General features: G+C 63.2%; 24 protein-coding genes. 15 read left to right on the top strand and 9 right to left on the bottom strand.

Features of this window, described 5'->3' with window-relative positions; genetic code table 11:
- The 7 genes from Q0J74_RS03480 to ugpC form a co-directional block, all read left to right on the top strand.
- The coding region (locus tag Q0J74_RS03480; protein WP_297210652.1) for an ABC transporter substrate-binding protein at positions 1-894 on the top strand (894 nt) is incomplete at its 5' end.
- A gap of 126 nt (positions 895-1020) precedes the next feature.
- The gene (locus tag Q0J74_RS03475; RefSeq protein ID WP_297210649.1) at positions 1021-1956 is read left to right on the top strand and encodes a carbohydrate ABC transporter permease; all 936 of its coding nucleotides are present in this window, start codon (positions 1021-1023) and stop codon (positions 1954-1956) included.
- A gap of 16 nt (positions 1957-1972) precedes the next feature.
- Positions 1973-2818: a carbohydrate ABC transporter permease gene (locus Q0J74_RS03470; RefSeq protein ID WP_297210647.1), complete on the top strand. Its 846-nt coding sequence runs from the start codon at positions 1973-1975 to the stop codon at positions 2816-2818.
- 42 nt (positions 2819-2860) lie between these two features.
- Positions 2861-3766 (top strand): dihydrodipicolinate synthase family protein, encoded by a 906-nt coding sequence (locus Q0J74_RS03465; RefSeq protein ID WP_297210645.1) that lies wholly within the window; start codon positions 2861-2863, stop codon positions 3764-3766.
- 20 nt (positions 3767-3786) lie between these two features.
- Positions 3787-4539 (top strand): glucosamine-6-phosphate deaminase, encoded by a 753-nt coding sequence (gene nagB, locus Q0J74_RS03460; protein ID WP_297210643.1) that lies wholly within the window; start codon positions 3787-3789, stop codon positions 4537-4539.
- Positions 4530-5651 carry an N-acetylglucosamine-6-phosphate deacetylase gene (gene nagA, locus Q0J74_RS03455; RefSeq protein WP_297210641.1) on the top strand — a complete coding sequence of 374 codons (1122 nt, stop codon included), beginning with the start codon at positions 4530-4532 and terminating at the stop codon, positions 5649-5651. The genes nagB and nagA overlap by 10 nt, the downstream gene beginning before the upstream one ends.
- 188 nt (positions 5652-5839) lie before the next feature.
- Positions 5840-6961 carry an ABC transporter ATP-binding protein gene (gene ugpC, locus Q0J74_RS03450; protein WP_297210638.1) on the top strand — a complete coding sequence of 374 codons (1122 nt, stop codon included), beginning with the start codon at positions 5840-5842 and terminating at the stop codon, positions 6959-6961.
- A 354-nt stretch (positions 6962-7315) separates the two neighbouring features.
- On the opposite strand, the gene Q0J74_RS03445 is transcribed toward ugpC, so the two are convergent.
- From Q0J74_RS03445 to Q0J74_RS03425, 5 genes are all read right to left on the bottom strand, one after another.
- Positions 7316-8509 carry a coenzyme F420-0:L-glutamate ligase gene (locus tag Q0J74_RS03445; RefSeq protein ID WP_297210634.1) on the bottom strand — a complete coding sequence of 398 codons (1194 nt, stop codon included), beginning with the start codon at positions 8507-8509 and terminating at the stop codon, positions 7316-7318.
- Between the two features lie 118 nt (positions 8510-8627).
- On the bottom strand, positions 8628-11021 hold the full coding sequence (locus Q0J74_RS03440) for a homocysteine S-methyltransferase family protein (RefSeq protein ID WP_297210631.1): 2394 nt from the start codon (positions 11019-11021) through the stop codon (positions 8628-8630).
- Between the two features lie 2 nt (positions 11022-11023).
- A complete protein-coding gene (locus Q0J74_RS03435) occupies positions 11024-11677 on the bottom strand; it encodes a vitamin B12 dependent-methionine synthase activation domain-containing protein (RefSeq protein WP_297210628.1) in 654 nt (217 codons plus the stop codon).
- Positions 11674-12534 (bottom strand): methylenetetrahydrofolate reductase [NAD(P)H], encoded by an 861-nt coding sequence (gene metF / locus Q0J74_RS03430; protein WP_297210625.1) that lies wholly within the window; start codon positions 12532-12534, stop codon positions 11674-11676. The genes Q0J74_RS03435 and metF overlap by 4 nt, the downstream gene beginning before the upstream one ends.
- The gene (locus Q0J74_RS03425) at positions 12531-13904 is read right to left on the bottom strand and encodes an MATE family efflux transporter (RefSeq protein ID WP_297210622.1); all 1374 of its coding nucleotides are present in this window, start codon (positions 13902-13904) and stop codon (positions 12531-12533) included. The genes metF and Q0J74_RS03425 overlap by 4 nt, the downstream gene beginning before the upstream one ends.
- Before the next feature lie 153 nt (positions 13905-14057).
- Between Q0J74_RS03425 and Q0J74_RS03420 the strand changes: the two genes are divergently transcribed.
- The 4 genes from Q0J74_RS03420 (at position 14058) to Q0J74_RS03405 (ending at position 18088) form a co-directional block, all read left to right on the top strand.
- Positions 14058-14381: a PadR family transcriptional regulator gene (locus tag Q0J74_RS03420; RefSeq protein ID WP_297210620.1), complete on the top strand. Its 324-nt coding sequence runs from the start codon at positions 14058-14060 to the stop codon at positions 14379-14381.
- Entirely contained in the window at positions 14378-15748 is a 1371-nt protein-coding gene (locus Q0J74_RS03415; protein ID WP_297210618.1) for a DUF2812 domain-containing protein, read from the top strand. Before Q0J74_RS03420 ends, Q0J74_RS03415 begins: the two co-directional genes overlap by 4 nt.
- An 86-nt stretch (positions 15749-15834) precedes the next feature.
- Positions 15835-16194, top strand: a complete 360-nt coding sequence (locus tag Q0J74_RS03410) for a BlaI/MecI/CopY family transcriptional regulator (protein ID WP_297210615.1) — start codon at positions 15835-15837, stop codon at positions 16192-16194.
- Between the two features lies 1 nt (position 16195).
- Positions 16196-18088, top strand: coding sequence for a M56 family metallopeptidase (locus Q0J74_RS03405; protein WP_297210612.1), 1893 nt, complete (start codon positions 16196-16198; stop codon positions 18086-18088).
- Positions 18089-18146: 58 nt separating this feature from the next.
- Here Q0J74_RS03405 and Q0J74_RS03400 read toward each other — a convergent pair whose 3' ends face one another.
- The 4 genes from Q0J74_RS03400 to Q0J74_RS03385 form a co-directional block, all read right to left on the bottom strand.
- Positions 18147-18998, bottom strand: a complete 852-nt coding sequence (locus tag Q0J74_RS03400) for a bifunctional 5,10-methylenetetrahydrofolate dehydrogenase/5,10-methenyltetrahydrofolate cyclohydrolase (protein WP_297210610.1) — start codon at positions 18996-18998, stop codon at positions 18147-18149.
- Entirely contained in the window at positions 18998-19615 is a 618-nt protein-coding gene (locus Q0J74_RS03395) for a cyclodeaminase/cyclohydrolase family protein (RefSeq protein WP_297210608.1), read from the bottom strand. Before Q0J74_RS03395 ends, Q0J74_RS03400 begins: the two co-directional genes overlap by 1 nt.
- A gap of 16 nt (positions 19616-19631) precedes the next feature.
- The gene (locus Q0J74_RS03390) at positions 19632-21308 is read right to left on the bottom strand and encodes a formate--tetrahydrofolate ligase (protein WP_297210606.1); all 1677 of its coding nucleotides are present in this window, start codon (positions 21306-21308) and stop codon (positions 19632-19634) included.
- A 152-nt stretch (positions 21309-21460) separates the two neighbouring features.
- On the bottom strand, positions 21461-22216 hold the full coding sequence (locus Q0J74_RS03385) for a helix-turn-helix domain-containing protein (RefSeq protein WP_297210603.1): 756 nt from the start codon (positions 22214-22216) through the stop codon (positions 21461-21463).
- 234 nt (positions 22217-22450) lie between these two features.
- Here Q0J74_RS03385 and Q0J74_RS03380 point away from each other — a divergent pair, with 234 nt between their 5' ends.
- From Q0J74_RS03380 to Q0J74_RS03365, 4 genes are all read left to right on the top strand, one after another.
- Positions 22451-22723, top strand: coding sequence for a DUF6514 family protein (locus Q0J74_RS03380; RefSeq protein ID WP_363315547.1), 273 nt, complete (start codon positions 22451-22453; stop codon positions 22721-22723).
- A gap of 147 nt (positions 22724-22870) precedes the next feature.
- Positions 22871-23995 (top strand): SLC13 family permease, encoded by a 1125-nt coding sequence (locus tag Q0J74_RS03375; protein WP_297210598.1) that lies wholly within the window; start codon positions 22871-22873, stop codon positions 23993-23995.
- A gap of 91 nt (positions 23996-24086) precedes the next feature.
- Positions 24087-25922 carry a TIGR03960 family B12-binding radical SAM protein gene (locus Q0J74_RS03370; protein WP_297210595.1) on the top strand — a complete coding sequence of 612 codons (1836 nt, stop codon included), beginning with the start codon at positions 24087-24089 and terminating at the stop codon, positions 25920-25922.
- Positions 25915-26534: TIGR03936 family radical SAM-associated protein (locus tag Q0J74_RS03365; protein ID WP_297210593.1), on the top strand; the 620-nt coding region annotated here is incomplete at its 3' end. The genes Q0J74_RS03370 and Q0J74_RS03365, both read left to right, overlap by 8 nt.

The following is a 26534-nucleotide window of genomic DNA, read 5'->3' as shown; positions in this document are numbered from 1 at the left end:
TACTACATGTATCCCCTGAGCGTGGCCGCCCACTGCATGGCCATCAACTACGAGGCCTTTGAGGCCGCCGGCGCCCTCCAGTACCTGGACGAGACCACCCGTACCTGGACCACCGACAACTTTGTGAAGGCCATGGAGGCTGTCCGTGACGCCATTGACGCCGGCACCATCGACATCACCGTACCCGGCATCATCTACTGCGGCGCCCAGGGCGGCGACCAGGGTACCCGCGCTCTGGTGAACAACCTGTACTCCGACTACTATGTAAATGAGGACGGCACCTCCTACCTGGCCAACAGCGCCAACAACGTGAAGGCCCTGACCCTGCTCCAGGACATGGTCAACAACAAGTCCATGAGCGCCAACGCCAGCTTCGCCGCTTCCGACGAGCTGCAGGCCTTTGCCAACCAGACCGCCGCTGTGACCTTCTGCTGGAACTACTCCAACTACACTCAGTATGCTGAGCAGACCCAGTTCACCCCCTTCGCCATGGCGTTCCCCTCTGACGACGGCACTCCCGAGCTGGAGATGGCCGGCCCCTACGGCTTCGGCATCTTCAACAACGGCGACGACGCCAAGATCGAGGCCGCCAAGAAGTTCGTGGACTTCGTGTGCAACGACCAGACCGCCGGCACCGAGGCTGTGAAGGTCACCGGCTTCTTCCCCGTCCACAGTGACTGGGGCGATGTGTATGCCGACGCTGAGGATGCGGATGTCCGCGCTCCCTTCGCTCTGATGAGCGACTACCTGGGCCGGTACTACGCCCTGACCGGCGGCTGGACCGAGCAGCGCGCCCTGTGGTGGCCCATGCTGGCTGAGATCATGACCACCGGCGCCGACGTGCAGACCGCTGCCGACAACTTCGTGCAGCAGGCCAACGCCAACATTGGCTGAGATTGATTCAGCGGCCGAACATGTGAGGTAGCAATGTTGTGCCCGCTCCCTGTGAGGGGGCGGGCGCAACTTTTTATCCCGGGGTGTCCCGGAAGCAATACTACTTTTGAAAGAGGGGAGAGACTCATGGCGCAAAATACCGCAGCGGCCCCAGCGCAGCAGAAGCCCAAAAAGGAAAAACGCTCCCAGTTCTCCGGCATGAGCAAGGCTCTGGTCCGGAGAGAAACCATTTCCGCCTATCTGTTCCTGCTGCCCAGCCTGGTGTTCTTCGTGTCCTTCGTGGTGGTACCCATGTTCATCTGTGTGTTTTACAGCTTCATGGAGTACGGCCTGGGCGGCATCAAGGGCTTTGCCGGTCTGGACAACTACATCAAGCTGTTTCAGGACCCCATTTTCCATCGGGGCTTCCTGAACACGGTGCTCATCGTGGTGGTGGCGGTACCCACTGTTACCGCCTTCTCCCTGTGGGTGAGCTCCGCCATCTACAAAATGCATTCCATTCCTCGCTCCTTCTTCCGGTGTGTGTTCTATCTGCCGGTGGTTACCGGCTCCGTGGCCATTACCGTGGTGTGGAAATGGATCCTCCACCCCTACTACGGCCTGCTCAACCAGGTGGCCGGCACCGACGGCTTTGACTGGCTGGGTACCTCCTCCACCGCCATTTGGTTTATCATCCTGATCCTGTTCACCACCTCCATCGGTCAGCCCATCGTGCTGTATGTGGCCGCCCTGGGCAACGTGGACCAGTCCCTGGTGGAGGCGGCTCAGGTGGACGGCGCCACCAAGCTCCAGGTGTTCTGGAAGATCAAGTGGCCCCAGATTATGTCCACCACCCTGTACGTGTTGGTTATCACCACCATCAACTCCTTCCAGTGCTTCGCCCTGATCCAGCTGCTGACCAAGGGCGGCCCGCTGAACTCCACCATGACCATCATGTATCAGGTGTACGACACCGCGTATCGTCTCAATGATTTGGGCTATGCCAACGCCATCGGCGTAATCCTGGCCATTATCATTGCCATATTCTCCGCTGTCCAGTTCAAGCTGGCCAAGACGGACTAAGGGGGGGAGTGAGAACATGAAAGCGAAAACCACTGATTTGAGCGGAACCTCCACCGGCTACAAGGTGTTTGCCGCGGTGGTCCTGATCCTGCTGGCGATCTTCTTCCTGTTCCCCCTGTACTGGATTGCCACCGGTTCCTTCAAGGACGTTATCGAAATCAACGCCAAGTATCCCATCTGGTTCCCCCAGAATCCCACGGTGGACAACTACGCCCGCCTGTTTGAGCATCCCGCGTTCAAGTGGCTGTTCAACATCATCTTCATCTCTGCCATGGCCATGATCCTCACCTGCCTCACCGCCGCCCTGGCCGGCTACGCCCTGGGCAAGAAACGGTTCTATGGCCGGGGCATCCTGTTCACCATCATCATCTGCGCCATGGCCCTGCCCAAGCAGGTCATTGTTATCCCCCTGCTGCAGGAGATGACCTTCTTCCACATGAACGACAACCTGTGGGCGGTTATCCTGCCCACCGTCGGCTGGCCCTTCGGCGTGTTCCTGATGAAGCAGTTTGCCGAGACCATCCCCAACGAGATTCTGGAGGCCGCCCGAGTGGACGGCGCCGGGGAGCTGCGCACCTTCTTCAGCGTGGTCTTCCCCATGATCAAGCCGGGCATCGGCGCCCTGGCCATCTTCACCTTCGTCAACACCTGGAACGACTATTTCCTCCAGCTGGTTATGCTCACCAGTGACAAGAACTGGACCCTGCCTCTGGCCATCGCCAACCTCCAGGGCGAAATGTCCTCCGACTTCGGCCTCATCATGGCCGGCGCCGCCCTGGCCGCCATCCCCATTGTGGTGGTGTTCATCGCCTTCCAGAAGTACTTCACCCAGGGCATTGCCATGGGCGCTGTCAAGGGCTAAGTCCGCTTTATCTCCAAATAATTTGAGAGAAGGAAAATTGACATGAGCGATTTGAAGAAATATCAGGGCGTCATTCCCGCGTTTTACGCCTGCTATGACGAGGCCGGCAACATCTCTCCCGAGGGTGTCCGGGCGCTGACCCGCTACCTCATCGGCAAGGGCGTCAACGGCCTGTATGTGGGCGGCTCCTCCGGCGAGTGCATCTACCAGAGCGTGGAAGAGCGCAAGGTGGTGCTGGAGAACGTGATGGCGGAGGCCAAGGGCAAGGTGGTCATTATTGCCCACGTGGCCTGCAACAACACCGCCGACAGCCAGGAGCTGGCCGCCCATGCCGAGAGCCTGGGCGTGGACGCCATCGCCGCCATCCCCCCCATCTATTTCCACCTGCCTGAGTACGGCATCGCCCAGTACTGGAACGACATCTCCGCCGCCGCCCCCAACACCGACTTTGTGATCTACAACATCCCCCAGCTGGCGGGCGTGGCCCTCACCCCCTCCCTGCTGGCCGAGATGAAGAAGAACCCCAAGGTCATCGGCGTGAAGAACTCCTCCATGCCCGTCCAGGATATCCAGATGTGGCGGGACGCCGGCATTATCGTCTTCAACGGTCCCGACGAGCAGTACATCTCCGGCCTGGCCATGGGCGCCTGCGCCGGTATCGGCGGTACCTACGCCGTCATGCCCGAGCTCTTCCTGAAGGTGTATGAGCACTTCCAGAAGGGCGAGATGGAGCCCGCCCGTCAGATCCAGAACGATATCTGCCGGATCATCTACAAGATGTGCTCCGCCCACGGCAACCTGTATGCTGTGATGAAGGCCATCCTGGCCAAGAACGGTGTGGCCTGCGGCTCCGTGCGCAAGCCCATGCCCGGCCTCATTGACAGCGACGCCGCCGTGGTGGACGAGGCCGCCGCCATGATTGCCGACGCCATTGCCAAGTACTGCTGAATAAATAGGAGATAATTGGTATGCGTATTTATCAATCGGAAGACTATAAGGCCATGAGCCGCCGGGCGGCCAACATCATCTCCGCCCAGGTGATTTACAAGCCCGACTGCGTGCTGGGTCTGGCCACCGGCGGCACCCCCGTGGGTACCTACCAGCAGCTGGTGGACTGGTACCGGAAGGGCGATCTGAGCTTTGCGGAGGTGCGCTCTGTAAACCTGGACGAGTATCTGGGCCTGTCCCCTCATCACGAGCAGAGCTACCGCTACTTCATGCAGAGCAATCTGTTCGATCATATCGACATCAAGCCGGAGAACACCCACGTGCTCAACGGCCTGGCCAAGGACCCCAAGGCGGAGTGCGAGGCTTACAACAAGCTGATCCAGGACCTGGGCGGCATTGACCTCCAGCTGCTGGGCATGGGCCACAACGGCCACATTGCCTTCAACGAGCCTGGGGACGACTTCGGCCTGGAGACCCACCTGGTCACCCTCACCGACCGCACCATCGACGCCAACACCCGCTTCTTTGAGAGCCGGGACGAGGTTCCCCGCCACGCCCTGAGCATGGGTATCAAGAACATCATGAACGCCCGTCGGATTCTGATGGTGGTCAGCGGCGAGGACAAGGCGGAGGCGGTGGTCAAGGCCTTTGCCGGCCCGGTGACCCGGGATGTGCCTGCCTCCATCCTCCAGCTCCACCCCGACGTGACCCTGGTGGGCGACAAGGCCGCCCTCAGCAAGCTGGTGGAAGCGGGTGTACCCGTATGCGGATAACCGGCGGTCAGGTCTTTGACCTGCAAGAGGGCTTTGTCCAGCGGGACGTGTGCTTTGACGGCCGCCTCCTCTCCAACTCCAGCGCCGACGGACAGAGCTATGACGCCTCCGGCTGTTATGTGATTCCAGGCCTTACCGACCTGCATTTCCACGGCTGCAAGGGGTATGACTTCTCCGACGCCGATCCGGATGGCCTGCAGGTGATGGCCGAGTACGAGCTGTCCCGGGGTGTGACCCAGATCTGCCCGGCGGGCATGACCCTGCTGGAGGAGCAGCTGATCCGCGTGTGCCAGGTGGCCGCCGCCCATAAGGCGGCCGACAAGCCCGGTGCCGCCCTGTGCGGCATCAACCTGGAGGGTCCCTTCCTCTCCATGTCCAAGAAGGGCGCCCAAAACGGCGACTGGCTCCACGCCCCCGACGTGGAGATGCTCCGGCGGCTGATAGCGGCTTCCCAGGGTCTGGTGAAGCTGGTGTCCCTGGCACCCGAGGAGCAGGGGGCCATGGAATTCATTGAGGCCATGGAGAGCGAAGTCACCATCTCCCTGGCCCATACCACGGCGGACTATGACACCGCCATGGAGGCCTTCCGTCTGGGTGCCCGGCAGGTGACCCACCTGTTCAACGCCATGCCCCCCTTCAGTCACCGGGCGCCGGGCGTGGTGGGCGCGGCGCTGGACACGCCCCTGTGCAAGGTGGAGCTGATCTGTGATGGAGTCCACATCCACCCGGCCGTGGTGCGGGCGGTGTTCAAAATGTTCGGTGCCAAGCGGGTCATTCTCATCTCCGACACCATGCGGGCCGCCGGTATGCCCGACGGGGCCTACACCCTGGGCGGCCAGGACGTGACGGTGAAGGGCAAATACGCCACCCTGGCCGACGGCACCCTGGCCGGCTCGGTGACCGACCTGATGAAGTGCATGCAGACCGCGGTCTCCTTCGGTATCCCCCTGGCCGACGCCGTGCAGGCGGCGGCGGTGAACCCCGCCAAGGCCATCGGCATTTACAGCCGGGCGGGCAGCCTGGAGCCGGGTAAACGGGCCAACGTAGTGATCCTGGACCAGAATCTGGAAGTCAAAGACGTGTTTTTCCGCGGCAAGCTGGTCAGCCGCTGAAGCGCAGCCCCCAAATCAGGCCTCCCGGCTCTACTCCATTTTTATAGGGCCGGGGGAGCTGCAAAAAAGGAGGAAAAACCGCCGGCCGGCGGTGCGGCAGTGTGGAGACCTGCCGTAAAGTCCGCGGGGTATCGCTCCCCGCGGGCGAGAGGGTATTTGCGGAGGCATTGCCCTTACGGCCCATGCATATGGCAACGGTATCTCTGAAAGGCATCAAGAAGATTTATGACAACAAGGTGACCGCCGTTCACGACTTCAATCTGGAGATCGCGGACAAGGAATTCATCGTACTGGTAGGCCCCTCCGGCTGCGGCAAGTCCACCACCCTGCGGATGGTGGCCGGCCTGGAGGACATCTCCGAGGGCGACCTGATCATCGGCGGCAAGCGGATGAACGATGTGGAGCCCAAGGACCGGGACATCGCCATGGTGTTCCAGAGCTACGCGCTGTATCCCCACATGACGGTGTATGAGAACATGGCCTTCGCCCTGAAGCTGCGGAAGGTCCCCGCCGACGAGATTGACAAGAAGGTGCGGGAAGCTGCCGCCATTCTGGACATCACCCAGTACCTGGAGCGCAAGCCCAAGGCTCTGTCCGGCGGCCAGCGGCAGCGCGTGGCCATCGGCCGCGCCATCGTCCGGGATCCCCAGGTCTTCCTGATGGACGAACCGCTGTCCAACCTGGACGCCAAGCTGCGTAACCAGATGCGCGCCGAGATCATCAAGCTGCGCCAGCGGATCAACACCACCTTCATCTACGTGACCCACGACCAGACCGAGGCCATGACCCTGGGCGACCGGATCGTGATCATGAAGGACGGCTTCATCCAGCAGATCGGCACTCCCCAGGAGGTGTTTGACCGTCCCGCCAACCTGTTTGTGGCCGGTTTCATCGGTTCTCCCCAGATGAACTTCTTTGACGGCCAGCTGTCCAAGCAGGGCGGCAAATATCAGATCCATGTGGGTGAGGCGGTGATGGAGCTGTCCGACAAGGCCCAGAAGATCCTTACCGAGAAAGGCGAGAGCGACCGGAAGGTGGTTGTGGGCGTCCGTCCCGAGCACATCTCCTTCGCGTCTGTTGCCGGCCCCCACACCATCGCCAGCAAGGTGGACGTGTCCGAGATGATGGGCAGCGAGGTCTACCTCCACGTCAACGCGGTGGGCCGGGACGTGGTGCTGCGGGTTCCCACGGTGGACCTGCCGGAGGAGCACCGGGCCGGCATTCCCTACGGCACCGAGATCAACTTCACCTTCCGTCCCGAGCTGATCCATCTGTTCAACCCGGAGAACGATCTGAACCTGCTGTACTAAGTGAAAGAAGGCGCTCCGCCGCAACCCGGCGGAATATGCAAAAAGGCACCGGCGGATTTCTCCGCCGGTGCCTCAGCTTGTCGAAAAACCTCCCCCGTAGGGAGCCTCGCAGAGTTCTGTCGCCCGCAGGCGACAGAATCATACTGAAATTCGTCATTTCCGGGGACATGTGCCTCGGAAATGACACTTCTCATGACGGATCGGGTGACTATTTCGCAAGAAATCGAGGCCGACCCGTCATGCAGCCTTTTGTCGGAAAAGGCCAACGGCCTTTTTCGACAGTCTCAGGCACCGGCGGATTTCTCCGCCGGTGCCTTTTTGCTGCTGATGGAGCTATCGTTCAGAAGCTGTGACTCATTCGGTGGTATAGTTGTCAAAGTAGCCCTGGATGTAGACGATGGGCGTCCCCTTGTCCCCGGAGCCGGAGGTCAAATCGCACAGGGAGCCGATCAGATCGGTGAGCCGGCGGGGGGTGGTACCCTGGGCGGCCATCTTGCCCACCAGGGAGCCGTCCTTCTTCTTGATCTCATTCTTGATGGCGTCCCGCAGAGCCTCCCCGGACAGGGCGGCAAAATCATTGTCCGCCAGGTACTTCAGCTTCAGCTCATTGGGGGTACCCTCCAGACCGGCGGTGTAGGCGGGGGAGACCACCGGATCGGCCAGCTCCCAGATCTTGCCCACCGGGTCCTTGAAGGCACCGTCGCCGTAGACCATGACCTCCACATGCTTGCCGGTCTCCGCAAGAAGCTTGGCCTGGATGGCCTCCACCAGGTCCTGGCAGGGCCGGGGGAAGAGCTTCACCTTGTCCTCGGTGGACTTGTTGGAACCCAGCAGACCGTACGTCTCATTGTAGCCGCTGCCGTTGATGGATGCGGTCATGATTTCGTCCAGGCAGAAGACCTTCTCCGCCCCGGCGGCGATCAGGCGGCGCTTGGTGCGGGCGCGGGTGTGGATGTCGCAGGAGAGGACGTTTTTGGTATAGGAAAGGATGGCCCGGGGATCGTTGGCGAAGATGACCTCCACCTCGGCGCCGCATTCCCGAATCAGGTTGGAGTAGTAGTCCACATAGTCCACGCCGGTGAAGGGGTGGGTGGTGTAGCCGAACAGCTCCCGATAGCGCTCCAGGGAGAGCACATCCTTGTAGGGGTCTACCCCCTTCTCATCCATCACATCCTCGTCAATCAGGTGGTTGCCCACCTCGTCGGAGGGATAGGAGAGCATGAGAACAATTTTTTTGGCGCCCTTGGCAATGCCGCGCAGGCAGATGGCAAAGCGGTTGCGGCTGAGGATGGGGAAGATGACCCCGATTGTCTCTCCGCCTAGCTTGGCCTTTACATCGGCGGCGATGTCCTCCACCGAGGCATAGTTGCCCTGCGCCCGGGCCACAATGGCCTCGGTCATGGCCACCACGTCCCGGTCGCGAACGGTAATCGCGCCGTCCTTCACAGCCTCCAGCACGGAAGCGGTGACAATCTCCACCAGGTTGTCGCCGCTGCGGATAATGGGAGCCCGGATTCCCATGGATACGGTACCGACCATCCGGCTCATAAATCAACACTCCTAAATTTCTTTGAATTGGCTGCGGCAGTTTGCCGCAACATTATTATTATACAGCAAAAGTGACACTTTGTAAAATAAAAATTGCAAATTCGCCTCGTTTTCTCCCCTACGTCCGTGGATAGACCTGCTGGGCGAAATGGACGGTGGCCATGGCGTCCCTGGCGTAGCAGTGGGCGCCGATGCGCGCGGCGTACTCCGCCGTCAGCACCGCGCCGCCCACCACCACCTGGACCTGTGGAACCTGCTGGCGCAGCAGGGCGATGGTCTGCTCCATATGCACCACTGTGGTGGTCATCAGGGCGCTGAGGCCCACCAGGCGCACCCCGGGTCTGGCGGCGGCGGCCGCGATGGTCTCCGGGGCCACGTCCCGGCCCAGGTCCTCCACCTGAAAGCCGTAATTTTCCAGCAATACCTTGACGATGTTTTTGCCGATGTCGTGGATGTCCCCCTTCACCGTGGCCAGCACTACGGTACCCCGGTTTTCCCGGCGCTCACCGGCCATGGCGGCCTTCACCACCTCAAAGGCGGCCTTGGCGGCCTCAGCGCTCATCAGCAGCTGGGGCAGATAGAGGGTGCCGTCCTCAAAGCCCCGGCCCACTTGGTCCAGGGCGGGGATCAGGAGCCGGTCCACCAGCTCCAGAGGGGCCGCGCCCTCTGCCAGCGCGTCCCGGGCGGCCTGAGCGGCCCCCTCCCTGAGCCCCCGGACCACGCACTCGTCCAGAGGGGGCGCCTCGTTCGGGGCGGCCGGAGCGGCGGCCTGGGCGCCCTGACTGCCGTAGGCGGCGAGATAGCCGGCGCACTGCGCATCCTGCCCGGTGAGCGCCAGGTAAGCGCGCCAGGCAGCCATCATACCGGTGGACAGGGGGTTGAGAATGGCGCAGCTCAGCCCCTTCTGGAGGGCCATGGTGAAGAACGCGGCATTCACCAGCTCCCGCTGAGGCAGGCCGAAGGACACGTTGGACACCCCCAGGATGGTGGGGCAGCCCACCTCCGGCCCGATGCGCGCCAGGGCCTCCAGGGTGACCAGGGCGGCGTCGGGCTGGGAGGACACGGTGAGGGTAAGGGGGTCAATAACGATGTCGTGGGCGGGGATGCCGTATCCGGCGGCAGTGTCCCGGATCTTTTTGGCGATAGCCACCCGGCCGTCGGCGGTATCGGGGATGCCCCCCTCATCCAGGGTCAGGCCCACCACCACCCCGCCGTACTTTCGTACCAGAGGGAAGACGGCGGCCATGCTCTCCGCTTTGCCGCTGACCGAGTTGAGCATGGGCTTTCCGTTGTAGCGGCGCATGGCCCGCTCCATGGCCGCCGGATCGGAGGTGTCCAGCTGGAGGGGCAGGGGAATGACGCTTTGCAGCGCGCATACCGCCTCGGTGAGCAGGGCGGGTTCGTCGATCTCAGGCAGGCCCACGTTTACGTCCAGAATGTGTGCTCCCGCCTCCTCCTGGGCAAAGCCCTCATTGAGCAGATACCCGATGTCGTGCTCCCGCAGGGCCTGCTTGAACCGCTTTTTGCCCGTGGGGTTGATCCGCTCCCCGATGAGTACAGGCCTGTCCCCCAGCACCACCGCCTGGGCGTAGGAGGACACCACCGTGCGGTGCTTGGGCCTGGGGGAAAAAAAGGGCAGCGCCCGGCAGCGGTCGGTCAGGGCGCGGATGTGAGCCGGCGTGGTGCCGCAGCAGCCCCCCATCAGGTGGATGCCGTGGGCGGACAGACGCTCCATCACGGCGGCGAACTCCTCCGGCCCCACGTCGAACACAGTCTCACCCCCCACGCTGCGGGGCAGACCGGCGTTGGGGTTGACCACCACGGGCAGGGAGGCGCAGGCGGCCAGCTCCGCCACAATGGGTTCCATCTGGGCGGGACCCATGCCGCAGTTGACCCCCAGGGCGTCCACACCCAGGCCCTCCAGCAGGGCCACGGTGGAGGCCACACTGCCGCCAGTGAGCAGCTTGCCGGTTTCTCCGTATACCGTGGTGACGATCACGGGCAAATCGCAGTTTTCCTTGGCGGCCAGCACGGCGGCCTTGGCCTCATAGCTGTCGCTCATGGTCTCGATGAGCACCAGGTCGGCTCCCGCCTCCGCACCCAGGCGCACCACCTGGGCGTAGAGGGAGACCGCGGCCTCAAAATCCAGCTCCCCCATGGGCTTGAGAAGTTTGCCCGTGGGACCCAGATCCAGGGCGATCCAGGCGTCGGCCGTCCGGCCCGCCTCCGCCCGGGCGGCCCGGGCCAGCGCCACTCCGGCCCGCACCACCGCTTCCAGCGCAAGCGGCCCGTCTGACGGGAACTTGATGGCGTTGGCCCCGAAGGTGTTGGTACAGAGGATGTCGGCTCCCGCCTCCAGGTAGGAGCGGTGGAGGGCCTGGATGCGCTCGGGGTGGAGCAGGTTCCAGGTCTCGGGTAGCTCCCCGCCCTTCAGACCCTGGGCCTGGAGGAGGGTGCCGGTGCCTCCGTCAAAAAACAGGCGTTTCCGCCCCAGTACATCTCGCAAATTCATGGTCAATCTCTCCTGAAAGGACAGTCTGTTTTTCCGCAGGCCTGGCAGCCCTGCCGGTGGCAGGCCACGGCCTGGCGGGTGCGGCCCATCACCGCCGTCACCGATTTGGCGGGGAGGAGGAGCATGGAATCGGTTACCGTCAGACCGATACGCTCCGGGGTGCGGAGCAGCCGGACGATCTCCGGCTGGTAGGTGAGGGAGAAGTCCCCGTATCCCGGGCTGAACCGGGGGCGAAGGTACCAGCGCTGGGCCTCGCTCTCGGCCCGGAGGGCGTCGGTAGCGGCGTCGCACACCGCCTCAATGAGAGCGGCCCCCGCCGCCTGGTACACGGCCCCCTCCGCCACCCGGCCCGCCGCCGCGCGGGCAATCAGCCGGTCCACCTCCAGCCCCAGGGTGGCGGCGAAGAGGATGACCTGCTCACAGCCCCGCAGGTTTTTGGCCAGGGCGGCGCTCTCCACCCGGATGGGTCCCAGCTCCAGGCCGTTCCCCGCCCCGAAGGTCAGGGGATGTACGGCGCTCACCGTCCGGGGCTGGGCGGCCTGCTCCACCCGGGCGGTGCAGGCGCGGATGAGGGCCTCCGTCTCCGGGTCGGGCTGTACCCCCCGCCGGTAGCCCAGGTAGCGGCACACCTCCGGATAAGGGGCGGCCACCTTCATTTCAGCACCTCCGACAGGCTGGCCTGGATACCGGCGGCAATCTCCGGCTTGTTCATGGAATAGATGTGGATGTGTTGGACTCCGTTGGCAATGAGGTCGATGATCTGATCGGCGGCGTATGCCACCCCCGCCTGACGCATGGCCGGGGGGTTGTCCCCGAACTTGTCCACAATGGCCTTGAAGCGCTGGGGAAGGTAGGTGCCGGACAGCTTGCAGATCCGGGCGATCTGCTTGCCGTTGGTTACCGGCATGATCCCAGCCACCACCGGCACGGTGATTCCCTTCTCCCGGATACGGTAGAGGAAATTGTACAGAATGTTGTTGTCAAAGAACATCTGGGTGGTGAGGAACTGGCAGCCCGCCTCCACCTTGGCTTTCAGGTGATCCATGTCGGCGGTTTTGGTGGGAGCCTCCGGATGGCCCTCGGGGTAGCAGGCCCCCCCGATGCAGAAGTCTCCGTGGGCCTTGATCTCCTCCACCAGCTGGGCGGCGTACCGGTAGTCGTGGGCGGGGGCTCCCCCCTCAGGGATGTCCCCCCGGAGGGCCAGCACGTTCTGAATGCCCTTGGCCTTCAGCTGGTCCAGTACGTGAGTCACGTGGACTCGGGTAGAGGAGGCGCAGGTGAGGTGGGCCAGCACGTCCACCCCGTACCGGTCCTGAATGCCGGCGGCAATGCCCACGGTGTAGTCGCTGGTGCCGCCGCCGGCGCCGTAGGTGACGCTCATAAAGTCGGGGTGCAGGGCGGCAATCTCCTGGGTGGCCCGCTCCACCGACTGGTAGGTGTCGCTGGTCTTGGGGGGAAAGACCTCAAAGGACAGGGTGACCTTGTCCTGATTCAGCTTGTCAATGATTTTCACGGGGCAGCACTCCTTTTTTCGCCGCGCCCCTCCGGCATGGCCGGGAAGCGCAGCTTGGTCAGGCAGAGGACAAACAGCACCGAGCTGATGCCCCAGGTGAGGGGATAGGCCCAATAGACCACCTGAATGGAGGGAATGAGGCGGACGGTGAGGGTGATGTAGGTGATGCGCAGGGCGCACCATACCGAGAGCATGATGGTCATGGGTACGATGGGACGGCCCATGCCCCGCAGAATGCCGGCGCAGCAGTGGGAGAAGGAGAGCAGGCAGTAAAACAGGGACACGGTATGGGCGTAGTTGACGCCGAAGGCGATCACATCCGGGTGGTCGTTGAAGGCACCCACCAGAATGGGGGAGAGGAAGAAGATAAATACCCCGATGCACTCGGCCAGAATGGGGCTGCACAGCAGGCCGAATTTCATCCCCGCCCGCACCCGGTCATACCGCTGGGCGCCGATATTCTGGCTGACGAAGGTGGACAGGGCCAGGGCGAAGCAGGTGACGGGGAGGAAGGCAAACCCCTCAATTTTGCTGTACGCCCCGCAGCCCGCCATGGCGGAGGAGCCAAAGGCGTTGATGTTGGCCTGGACAATGACGTTGGCCAGGGAGACCACCGAGTTCTGCACCCCGGAGGGGACGCCCAGGGTGACCACCTGCCGGAGCATGGCCCCCTCAAACCGCACCCGCCGCCAGCGGATGCGGTAGCTGTGCTGGGTGCGGGAGAGCCGAACCAGGGCCAGGCTGGCGCTGAGGATCTGGCTGAGAATGGTGGCCAGGGCGGCGCTGCCCACCCCGCGGCGAAGCACCGCCACAAAGAGCAAATCCAGCACCACATTGGTAAGGGAGGCCAGGATGAGGTATTTCATGGGGCTGCGGCTGTCCCCCACCGACTGGAGGATGCTGGCCGCCATGTTGTACAGCACCACCGCGCTGGAACCCAGAAAATAAATGCGGAAATAGAGGATGGAATTCTGAATCACATCGGCGGGTGTGCCGATCCACCGGAGGATCTGCGGGGTGAGGATGACCCCCGCCACGGTCAGTACCGCCCCGGCGGTGATGCCCAGGGCCACCGTGGTGTGTACCGCCCGCTCCACATGGTCGCTGTCCTGAGCGCCGTAAAACCGGGCGATAAGTACCCCGGCGCCCATGGATAGGCCGTTGATGAAGCCGATGAGCAGCATGATAAGGCTGCCCGAGGAGCTGACGGCCGCCAGGGCCTGCTGCCCGATGAATTTCCCCACAATCAGAGAGTCTACCGCGTTGTACAGCTGTTGGAACAGGTTGCTCAAAAAAATCGGCAGGGCGAAGGTGAGCATTTTCCGGGGTACGCTGCCCACCGTCAGCAGATTTTGATCCAACTCGGCCATATCCTTACCCGCTTTCATCCGCTTTTTGCGTATCTTTAATCATACCATTCCCGAAGAACAGACGCAAGAGCCAAAGAGAGACTTGACAATGTCGATATTCGAGAATACAATACAGACAGGAAATGTCGATATTCGAGAATAGAGGTGAGACACATGCCCCGGCCCAAATTCCAGACCCTCACCGAGCAGATGTACTACATTTTGCTCTGCCTGAGCCGCGAGTGCTGCGGCATGGATATTATGGAGCGTGTTCCCGCCATGACGGGAGGCCGTGTGCGGGTGGGCTCCGGCACCCTGTACAATCTGCTGGAGCAGTTTGCGGAGGCGGGGATGATCCGGGAGACCAGAGCGGAGGGCCGCCGGAGAAGCTATGTGCTGACGGAAAAGGGGAAGGAGGCCCTGTCAGGGGAGTACCGCCGCATCTGCGCCCAGGCATGGGACTACCGGGCCGTATTCGGAGAGGAGGAGCAGCCGTGAAGAACCGGAAGTGGGATTTTATCCCCTTTTCCTACTATGACCGTACCAGTATGGAGCGCCATCTGGAAAAGCGGGCGGCCCAGGGCTGGCTGCTGGAGCGGATGAGCAACCTGGGCTGGTACTACAAGCGCACCGAGCCAAGGCGGCTCCATTTCACCGTCACCTACTACCTGCGGGCCTCCCAGTTTGATGCCGGGCCTACGGAGGAGCAGAGGGAGTTCCACGATTTCTGCCTCCAGTCCGGTTGGAAGCTGGCGGCCTCCTCCGGGCAGATGCAGGTCTTTTACAATGAGGAGGCCGACCCGGTACCCATCGATACCGAGCCGGCTCTGGAGCTGGAGCGCATCGGGAAAATGATGAGGCGGGTGCTGCCCTTCCAGTTCTTCCTGCTGGTCATCGGCTTCTGGATGGGGGGCTCCTGGCTCTGGTCCCTGACCCACAGCCCCATTGATTTGCTCTCCAGCGCCTACAACCTGGCCACCGGGGCCATCTGGCTGATGCTCTTTCTGTGGTGCGCTGCCGACCTGATCCGCTACTTCACCTGGCGGCACAGGGCCAAGAAGGCCGCCCCTCTGGGGGAGTTTGTCCCCACAAAGGGGTGCCACAAGCTGATGCTGGCTATGATGGCGGTAACGGCGCTGGCCCTTGTCTACATTTTTGCCGCTGACCGGAAGCCCGGCCTCCGGCTGACGCTGGTCCTTATGCTGGCGGGCTACGCCCTGATGTTCCTGGCGGTCAACGGGGTGAAGAACTTCCTCAAGCGGCAGAAGGCCTCCCGGAGCCTGAACCGGGGGGTCACCCTGACGGTAGATGTGGTGCTGGCCTTTGTCCTGATGGGAGGCATCATGGGCGGGCTGCTGTGGGGTCTGCGCACCGGGCGCATTTCCACCATGGAGGAGCTGATTGAGCCGTCCCTGTCGGTGGAGGACCTGACCGGAGTGGAGGATGACCGCTACATCACCCGGCGGCAGACGGATTCCACCTTCCTGATTACCAGGCGGAGCTTCCATCAGGATAGTTCCTTCGACCAGCGCCAGGCGGGAGAGAACCCGGTATACCTGGACTATACCATCGTGGACGTCCATCTGCCCTTCCTGTACAATTGGTGCGTGGAGGAGCTGCTCCACGACCGGGATGACTGGACGGCGGAGATGGAGGATGGGGAAGAGGTGCGCCTCTACACCTACATGGCTGCCGACCCCGAGCCTTGGGGGGCGGAGCAGGTCTGGCAGCGCTGGTGGGCCGTGGAGGATACACCTACCGGTGAATGGCTGCTCTGCTGGTCGGGGCGCATCGTGGAGCTGGAGCCCGGCTTTGACCTGACCCAGGCGCAGATGACCCTGGCGGCGGAAAAACTGGCGCCATAACTGCTTGACAAGATGGTTTACTGGGTGTAAACTGACCATGGAGAGGTTTACAACCAGTAAACCATCTTGCGTGGAGGGAGCGTCTTATGGCTGATATGAGATTGGGTCCGGTGGAGACCCGCTTTGCCCAGCTGATTTGGACCCATGCGCCCATCGGCTCCGGCGAGCTGGTCAAGCTGTGCCAGCAGGAGCTGAGCTGGAAGAAATCCACCACCTACACCATGCTCCGGCGGCTGTGTGAGCGGGGCATTTTCCAGAACAGCGGCGGCGTGGTCACGGCGCTGCTGTCCAGGGAGGAATTCCAAGGGATGCAGAGCCGACAGTTTGTGGAGGAGACCTTTGCGGGTTCCCTGCCCAAATTTCTCACCGCTTTTTCCAAGGGGGAGAAGCTGTCCGACCGGGAGATCGAGGAATTGCAGAGGCTAATTGACGAAATGAGGGGATGATATGCCGCATCTGCTGTTTCCCGCTGTGCTCCGCATGTCTGTTGCCGCCAGCGGGGCCATTCTGGCGGTGCTGCTGGCAAGGCTGCTGCTGAAGCGGGCGCCCAAAATCTTTTCCTATGTCCTCTGGGCGGTGGTACTGTTCCGCCTGCTCTGCCCGGTGGCGCTGCCTTTCGGATTTTCTCCGATGGACCTCCTGCAGCCGCCTGCCGCCGGGACGGAGACCGTGGAGCATGATACCCTGCACGATGAGGAACATCAGGCGGCCGCGCCCCCGGCCGGCCAGCCGCCGGAACAGGACGGGGACCCGGCTTTGGAGCAGGAGATGCCGGCAGGAAGTACCGCCCAACAGGCTGCGTCGGTGGCTGGCGTTCTCTGGCTGTGCGGCGTCGGGGCCATGCTGGCCTTCCAGCTGCTCCAGCTCCTGCGGCTGGGCCGCAGGCTCACCGGCGCCGTCCCGCTGGAGGGGAACGTCTATTTGGCTGATCATATTCCCACACCCTTTGTCCTGGGCCTGATCCGCCCCAAAATCTATCTGCCCTCCGCACTGTCCGAGAGAGCGCGGTCCTACGTCCTCCGGCATGAGCGTCACCACATCCGAAGAGGGGACCATGTGACCAGGGTGCTGGCCTTTGGGGCGCTGTGCCTGCACTGGTTCAATCCCCTGGTCTGGCTGGCGTTCAGACTGTCCGCCAGAGATATGGAGATGTCCTGTGACGAGGCGGTGATCCGGAGTACCCGGGACGACATCCGGGCGGACTATTCCGCGTCTCTGCTGCAATTTGCCGCCGGAAGAAGAGGGTCCATCCCCGCGCCCCTTGCCTTTGGAGAGGGAGATACCAGGGAAAGAATTGAGAACATCATGCAGGATAAGCGGCCCACATGGCTGGCGGTTGTGCTGGCGTCCCTTCTGTGCATCTCCCTGACCGTGTGCCTGTCCTCCGGACCAAAACCGGATGCCAGTCAGATACCGGACGAGACATATACCATGTCTGACGAGGACTTTGCGGCGTATACCGGCAGTCCCATCGGTGCCGTTATGGCGGATTTGGACTATGCCGACGGGGAAAAGCTGGTGTTCCATTATCTGAACGGCTTTTTTGTCCTGGACCTGAAAAGCTATGAGCTCATCCAGAGGCTCGACCTGAGCAAGCTGAACCTGGCCCGTCACGGGCAGGGGGATACGGTGCTGCTGGTGCAGGTGGACAGGGCGGGAAACGATGCGTATCTCTCCAGCCAAGGGACGGGAGCACAGGATTTTGAGACATACAGGCTCAATCTGGACAGCGGCGCGGTAGCCCAGGGCGAGATGCCGGCGGATACGGAGCTGTTTACAGACTTTGCCGATATCAGCTCCATCCCGGTGCTGGAGGGCTGGTGCAGCGACAGGGGAATCCGAACCGGCGACGGGACCTGTTACTATCTGCTCACCCAAGACGGCATGGTGGGCGGGCTCAAGTTGGTGATCCTGCCAGATGGAGACGCCGGCCGGGCGGAGGTCCACGGGGTATTCGGCCAACTGCCCGCCCCGGCGGAGCTCTCCGTCGCCCCGGCCACGGAGGAGCTGCTGGCCCAATCTCCGGATTATGAGGCGCTTGACGCCGCCATCGACGGGTACGGCAGCCGGCTGGTGTTGACCACGAATGCCGCTGTGCAGGACCTCAGCCTGTTTTACCTGACCTGGGACGAGAATGCCCAGAAGCTGGTCACGGCGGAGGGGGAAGCCCTGTATCAGGCAGAGGAATTTACCCCGGACCGGCCCCTGGTGGTGTCAATCAGTTTTCCAGGCGTGCTGCCCACCGTGGGACTCTCCTATACGGATACGGACGGAAGCCAACAGGTGCTGCACATTGGTATGAGCGGAAAGGATGGCTCCTTCCTGCTGATGGAGGCATAAAGAGTGAAAAACACACAGGCCATCGGAACGCGGCTCCGATGGCCTGTGTGTTGCTTGGTTACCGGCTGGCCTTTTCCGCTGCCTCAATGACATGGCGGGCCAGAACTGAGGTAGTTACCGCCCCCACGCCGCCGGGGACAGGGGTGATGGCCTTCACTGTGGCCTCCGCCGCGGCAAAGTCCACGTCCCCCACCAGATTGCCTTCCTCGTCCACGCTGATGCCCACATCCAGCACCACCTGGCCGGGGGCGAGGCAGGCGGCGGACACCGCTCCTATTTTTCCGGCCGCAGCCACCAGAACCTCCGCCCGGCGGCACTCGGCGGCCAGGTCGGCGGTGCGGGTGTGGCAGATGGTGAGGGTGGCGTGGCGGCCCAGCAGCAGCATGGACACCGGCTTGCCGATGACCAGGCTGCGGCCCACCACCACCGCCCGCTTCCCCTTCAGCTCGTAGCCGTAGTAGTCCAGAATTTCCAGGCAGGCCTGGGCGGTGCAGGGGGGATAGCCCGCGCCGCTGCCGGAGAACACCGCCGCCAGAGACCCGGAGGTGATGCCGTCCACATCCTTGGCGGGGGAGAGAGCCTGACACACCGCCCGCTCGTCCATGTGCTTGGGCAGTGGGCGGAACAGCAGGCAGCCGTGGATGGATGGATCGCGGTTGATCTGGCTGATCACCGTCAGCAGTTCCTCCTGGCCGGCGGTCTCCGGCAGCAGGAACTGCCGGACGGCGATGCCCACCTTTTCACAGCGCTTCAGCGCCCCCCGTTCATAGGACAAGTCCTCCGGCCGCTCCCCCACCCGAACAATGGCCAGGGTGGGGGTGACGCCCCGCCCGGCCAGCTCCGCCGCACGGGCGGCCAGCTGCTCCGTCAGAGCGGCGGCCACGGGAGCGCCTTTCCACAACTGGGCCATCACGCATACCTCCCCGTAACCGCCTCATATACCTGCCGGGCTATGGGGGCGTATTTGGACACCAGTGCGTCGGCCTGGGCGTCCATAGCGTCGGCGTAGGGGCGGTCCGCCATGCTCTTGGTGTTCACCTTAACGTTGAGGGCGGCGCCGTACAAGGCGCTCTGGCAGAGGATCACCCCGGTCCCCACGTCGGAGAGCATCATGACGCTGCCCTTGTCCAGCATCTCCCGGTGCAGGTCGATGGCCTCGCAGCTCAGGTGCAGAATGGCCATGGGGGTGGCGGCGGCATCCCGGAGACACTGCTCCATGACGGTCGCCCGGCCGGGATCGTCTTTGGGGATGGCGTAGGCTTTCGACAGAGGCTCAAAGGCCTTCGCATCGGCGTCCACCAGCGCCAGCAGCTTGGCGCGAAGGGTCTCTGCCCTGGTTATGAGGGCCTTTACGTCCTCCTCCACAGCGGCGTATTTCTTCTTGCCCACGGTGAAGTTGCCCACCATGGTACACAGGGCGGCGCCCAGGGCGCCCACCATGGCGGAGGCGCCGCCGCCGCCGGGTACGGGGGCCTTGGAGGCCAGCGCGTCCAAAAATTCCTGACAATTCTGTTCAGCGGTATACATCAGCGGAGACCTCCTTTTAAAACAGTCCGGAAATTTTGCCCGTCTCGTCCACATCCACCTTTTCCGCGGCGGGGACCTTGGGCAGACCGGGCATGGTCATGATGTCTCCCGTCAGGGCCACCAGGAAGCCCGCCCCGGCGGATACCTTCAGGTTGCGCACGGTGACGGTAAAACCCTCGGGCGCCCCCAGCAGATTCTGGTTGTCGGAGAAGGAGTACTGGGTCTTGGCCATACAGATGGGCAGAGAGCCGAAGCCCAGGGCGGTGAGTTCCGCCGCCTGCTTTTTGGCGGCGGGAGTGAGGCTCACCCCGTCCCCGTGGTACACCTTTTTCACAATGGCCTCCAGCTTGGCCTCAATGCTCTGGTCCAGGTCATAGGCGAAGGAGAAGCGGTTGGGCGCCTCACACAGGCGGAGGACCTCCCGGGCCAGAGCCATGCCGCCCTCGCCCCCCTTGGCCCACACCTCGCTGAGGGCCACGTTAACCCCCAGCTGCCTGCACTTGTCCTCCACCAGCTTCAGCTCGGCCTGGGTGTCGGTGGGGAAGCGGTTGATGGCCACCACACAGGGCAGACCGTAGACGCCGGTGAGGTTTTCCACATGGCGCAGCAGATTGGGCAGACCCGCCTCCAGGGCGGGCAGGTTCTCCCGGCCCAGCTCGGCTTTGGGACAGCCGCCGTGGTGCTTCAGCGCCCGGACCGTGGCCACCAGCACCACCGCCGCCGGGCGGAGTCCGGCCAGGCGGCACTTGATATCCAGAAACTTCTCCGCCCCCAGATCGGCGCCGAAGCCCGCCTCGGTAACGACGTAGTCGCCCATCTTGAGAGCCACCCGGGTGGCTGTGACCGAGTTGCAGCCGTGGGCGATGTTGGCGAAGGGTCCGCCGTGGATAAAGGCGGGGGTCCCCTCCAGGGTCTGGACCAGGTTGGGCTTGATGGCGTCCTTCAACAGGGCGGCCATGGCCCCCTCCGCCTTCAGATCGTGGGCGGTGACCGGCGAACCGGTGTGGGTATAGGCCACCACCATCCGGCCCAGCCTGGCCTTCAAGTCCGCCAGCCCGTCGGCCAGGCAGAGCACCGCCATGATCTCGCTGGCCACGGTGATGTCAAACCCGTCCTCCCGGGGAACGCCGTTGATCCGTCCCCCCAGGCCGCACACAATGTTGCGCAGCTGCCGGTCGTTCATGTCCACGCACCGCTTCCAGGTGATGCGCCGCACGTCGATGTCCAGCTCGTTGCCCTGCTGGATGTGGTTGTCCAGCATGGCGGAGAGCAGGTTGTTGGCCGCGCCGATGGCGTGGAAGTCGCCGGTGAAGTGGAGATTGATATCCTCCATAGGGACCACCTGGGCGTAGCCGCCCCCGGCGGCGCCCCCCTTCACCCCGAACACCGGACCCAGGGAGGGCTCCCGCAGGGCCACCACCGTATTCTTCCCCAGCCGGCGCATGCCGTCGGCCAGGCCCACGGTGGTGGTGGTTTTCCCCTCCCCGGCGGGGGTGGGGTTGATGGCGGTGACCAGGACCAGCTTGCCGTCGGGCCTGTCCGCCCGGTCAGAGAGCAGCTTTAAGTCGATTTTGGCCTTGTACTTGCCATAGTACTCCAGATAGTCCTCGTCCACCCCGGCCACCGCCGCGATGTCCTTGATATGCCTCATCTCACAGGCCTGGGCAATTTCAATGTCAGACTTGAGGTCCATTTCCGCACTCCTTCCTAGAGAGAAAAAGACAGGGAAGATGCCGGCGGCTACCGTCATCTTCCCTCCATTCCCAAAGTTTCCCTTCTAACCGGGCCAATACCCGGTATTTCTGTTTTTATGGTATCATCCTTTCCCTGCCTTGTCAACCGGGCTTACCCCCAGCGGTAGCTCCGGGCCAGGCCGGTGATAACCCCCAGGCAGTCCAGAAAGTCGGTGTCGGCCACCACCACGTCCTTGTAGGCCAGGCTGGGCGCCACCAGGCGGGTTACGCCCCTGCGGCGGATCAGGCGGCGCAGCAGCAGCCGCTGGTTGAGCTGATACAGGCCGTAATCCTCCCGGCCCACCGGCCCCCGGCGGCAGAGCAGCACCGATCCGGCGGGATAGATGGGCTCCATGCACCCATCCTCCAGCAGCACGGCAAACTGGGCCTGGGCGGCGGCGGAGTCGGTTTCCGGCAGCAGGATGGTGCGTACCGGTCCGCCGGCGGCGCTCTGAGGCGCGGGCGCGGTGTAGCAGAAGGTGCGCCGGACCGGCACCGTACCCGCCAGCAGGCCGGTGGGAATCCGCAGCAGGGCGGCCATGGCCGCGAGAGCCTGCCGGGCGGTGCTGTCCAGCCGGCGGTACTGGGTCACAAACCGCACCTCCTCCGCCGACAGGGCGAACAGGCTATCCTCCGCCAGGGCGCAGAAGCAGTCCTCGGTGGGCAGCTCGTCGTCCAGCAGGTAGTGGGCGGTCACCCGGAAGACCCGGGAGATCCGCTCAATATGCTCTGCCGCCGGGTGCTTGGTCTGGCCGGAGAAAATCTTGTTCAGGGTACCCACCGGAATGTGGGAGAGCCGGGCGGCCTGCTCCGTGGTCAGCCCCCGCACCTTTTTCAGATAGGCCAGCTTCTCAACCATCAGGGACATAGCAATTCCTCCAGTCCTCCGGCAAAAACCGGATGTGGTCAAAAATCAGGGGAAACAATCCAAATAGGCGCCAGCCGTTGACATCCTGCGGAAAATACACTATATAGAGCGTGTGGAGAGGGGAAACACCACATATGGAGGGGAGGAGAGAGACAACAGAGGAAGACACCGGCAGGGAAACGGCAGAGGCGTTTGGGGTAGTATAGCACGCCTGCCGCCGGAAACCGGTCGAATTTGGTCGATGACCCGCGAAAGACGGAATTCCATAAGAGACAAGAAGAGACGAGGAGAGAGGAGAACATGAAACACAACCGCGTGATGTATCGGGTCTTTCTGGACGAGACGGCCTGGCCCCAGATGTACGGCATTCGCAGCCGGGGCGGCGTATGCGTCGGGCGGATTTCCACGGACTTTCAGGAGGTAAACCGGCTGGCGGAGTGCTGCAACAGCGCGGGACTCTCGCCGGTGCATCTGGCCGACGTGGTGGAGGACTTCCGCCGGTCCTGAGCGGCGAGAAAAAAGCCGCCGCCCCCTTGACCGCGGCACGGGAATCAAGTAAAATTTGAAACAAGGCAAAGGGCGAAAGATGTGTGAAAAAGCCACCCGCCAGGGTGGCTTTTTCGTCATGTCCAGACAGGGGAAGAGGGAGAGAAGATGAGGGAGACGGGCAATGGCCTGCTGAGATTCTGGAAGAGGGAGCCGGTGCTGTGCATCGCGGCGGTGTGCGCCCTGGCCTCCGTGGCGCTCAACCCGCCCTCGGCGGCCTATCTCAACTACATCGACTGGCGGGTGATCAGCCTGCTGTTCTGCCTGATGGCGGTGGTGGCCGGGCTTCAGAGCTGCGGGGTGTTCGCGGTGCTGGCCCAGCGGCTGCTGGCGGGAGAGCGGCGGATGCGGTTTGTAACGCTGGTGCTGGTGCTGCTGCCCTTCTTTGTGTCCATGCTGGTGACCAATGACGTGGCCCTTATCACCTTTGTCCCCTTTGCGGTGCTGGTGCTGGGACTGATTGGACGGACGGAGCGGCTGATCTATGTGGTGAGCCTCCAGACCATCGCCGCCAATCTGGGCAGCATGGCCACTCCGGTGGGCAACCCCCAGAATCTGTACTTGTACGCCAACTATGAGCTGACCGCCGGGCAGTTCTTTTCCGTGATGCTGCCCCTGTCCCTGGTGAGCCTGGCGGGACTGGTCGCGGCGGCTTTGTGCGTCAAGCCGGAGGGCATCCGGGTGGTCTTTGCCGACCAGGCCCGCATCCAGTCCCGGAGCAAGCTGGGACTGATGGCCGTGCTGTTTGTGCTGTGCCTGCTGTCGGTGTTCCGGGTGCTGCCCTACCCCGCTCTGCTGGCGGTGGTGCTGGGGGCCATGCTGATTTTCGACCGCTCCCTGTTCCGCCGGGTGGATTACGGCCTGCTGGCCACCTTTTTCTGCTTTTTCCTGTTTGCGGGGAACGTGGGGGCCTGCCCCCCCATCCACAGCGCCATCGCCGCCCTGATGGAAGGGCGGGTGGCGCTCACCGCCGGCCTGGCCAGCCAGGTGATCAGCAACGTGCCGGCGGCGGTGCTCCTGTCCGGCTTCACGGCGGATTGGCGGGGCCTACTTATCGGCACCAACGTGGGGGGACTGGGTACCCCCATCGCCTCCCTGGCCAGCCTCATTTCCCTGAAGAGCTATCTGAAGACCCCCGGCGCCCGGCCGGGCCGGTATCTGCTGGTGTTTACGGCGGCCAACCTGACGGGGCTGGCGGTACTGTGCCTGACCGCCTTTCTGCTCCCCGGCTGAGGGAGAAATTGGCCTTGCGCCGGAAGGGTATGTATAGTATAATGATAAGCCCGTTTCGGGCCACTTTAAAGGAGCATAGAGAGGGTTCGGCATGAATCGTACACTGGAACATATCCTCCCGCGGGTGCAGAAGCCCGCCCGCTATACCGGAGGGGAATATAACGCGGTGGTGAAGGATCGCCGGGACGTGGATGTGCGCTACGCCCTGTGTTTTCCAGACACCTATGAGATCGGCATGTCCAACCTGGGCATTCGGATTCTCTACGGCGTGATGAATGAGATGGAGGGGGTATGGTGTGAGCGGGTGTTCGCCCCCTGGCTGGATATGGAGGAGGAGATGCGCCGGGAGGGCATTCCCCTCTACGGCCTGGAGAGCGGAGACGCCATTGCCGACTTTGACCTGATCGGCTTCTCCCTGGGGTATGAGCTGTCCTACAGCAACGTGCTCAACATGCTGGACCTGGCCGGCCTGCCCCTGCGCAGCGAGGAGCGGTGCGGCCTGTCCCCCGTGGTGGTGGCCGGCGGCACCTGCGCCTACAACCCGGAGCCCCTGGCCCCCTTTGTGGATTTGTTTGTCCTGGGAGAGGGGGAGGAGGTCAGCCAGGAGATCATCCACCTCTACCGCAGAGCCCGGGAGGAGTGCTGGAGCAAGGAGGAGTTTCTCTCCGCCGCCGCCGGAATTCCCGGCATTTATGTACCCTCTCTCTACGACGTATCCTGGAAGGAGGACGGCACCCTGGCCGCCGTGATCCCCCTGGAGGGAGCGCCGGCGGTGGTGACCAAGCGGATTGTCCAGGACTTTGACCACAGCTATTTTCCGGTAAAGACCATCGTCCCCTCCACCGAGATTGTCCATGACCGGGTGATGCTGGAGCTGTTCCGGGGCTGCATCCGGGGCTGCCGCTTCTGTCAGGCGGGGTACGTTTACCGCCCGGTGCGGGCCAGGGACCCGGAGATCCTGCGCCGGCAGGGAATTGAGGCCTGCCAGGATTCCGGCTACCAGGAGATGACCCTCTCCAGCCTGTCCACCAGCGACTACCGGCCCCTGGAGCGGCTGTGCGACGGGCTGCTGGAGTGGTGCGAGCCAAACAAGGTGTCCCTGTCCCTGCCCTCCCTCCGTGCGGACAACTTCTCCCTGGGGCTGATGGAGCGGGTGCAGCACGTGCGCAAGTCGGGACTCACCTTTGCCCCTGAGGCGGGGACCCAGCGCCTGCGGGACGCCATCAACAAAAACGTCACCGAGGAGGAGCTGCTCCGCTCCTGCCGCACCGCCTTTTCCGGGGGCTGGAGCAGTGTGAAGCTCTATTTCATGCTGGGCCTGCCCACCGAGACCGACGAGGATGTGCTGGGCATCGCCGACCTGGCGGAAAAAGTATACCAGGCCTGGAAGGAGACCACCCCCAATCCCAAGCGGGGGGTGACCATCACCGTGTCCACCGCCTGGTTCGTCCCCAAGCCCCACACCGCCTTCCAGTGGGAGGGGCAAATCTCCATGGAGGAGTATCAGCGGCGGGTGAAGCTGCTGCGGGAGCACATGAAGGGCCGCTCCATCAAGTACAACTGGCACGACTCCCAGACCAGCTTTCTGGAGGCGGTGCTGGCCCGGGGAGACCGGCGAGTGGCCCCGGTGATCGAATACGCCTGGCGCCACGGCGCCAAGTTTGACGCCTGGAGCGAGGGCTTTGATTTTGAGGGCTGGATGGCGGCCTTCCAGGCCTGCGGGGTGGACCCCGCCTTTTACGCCAACCGGGTCCGGGACAGGGACGAGGTCTTTCCCTGGGACGCGACCTCCGTGGGGGTGACCCGGCAGTTCTTGTGGCGGGAGCGGGAGCGGGCCTATGAGACGCGCATCACCCCCGACTGCCGGGCCGGGTGCTCCGGCTGCGGGGCCAATCAGTTCTGTCCGGGAGGGAAATGCGATGCATAGACTGGCCTTTTCCAAGGTGGATACCGCCAAATTCATCTCCCACCTGGATTTAATGCGTACCTTCCAGCGCTCCTTCCTCCGGGCGGGTATCGCTATCAAGCATACCGAGGGCTTCAATCCCCACGCCTTTGTCTCCATCCCCCTGCCCCTGTCGGTGGGCTTTTCCAGCGCCTGTGAGGTGCTGGAGTGCCAGGTGCTGGACACCCCCCCGGACCAGGTGCCGGCCAGAATGAGCGACGCTCTCCCCGCCGGGATCACCGTTCACCGTTGCTATGAGGCGGTACGGCCGGTGAAGGAGCTTTGTTATGTAAACTACATCGTCACCATGGAGTATGAGGCCGGGGCGCCCTTCGGGGCCGAGTCGGCCATTCGGGACCTGCTGGCCCGGGAGAGCCTGGTGATGGAAAAGCGCAGCAAAAAGGCAAAAAGCGGCAAGGTGGAGGTGGACCTGATCCCCCTGATCCGCCAGGCCACGGTGGAGGAACGGCGGGACACCATCACTCTGGACCTGATTGTGAAAGCCCAGAACCCGGGCCTGAACCCGGAGCTGGTGGTAGGGGCCATCCGGCGGCACTGCCCCGACGCCGCCCCCGACTTTGTCAGCTTTCACCG

This window comes from uncultured Flavonifractor sp., from assembly GCF_944387675.1.
Lineage (GTDB): Bacteria > Bacillota > Clostridia > Oscillospirales > Oscillospiraceae > Flavonifractor.
The sequence above is the reverse complement of the archived record's forward strand: the minus strand, read 5'-3'. Positions and strand labels throughout refer to the sequence as shown.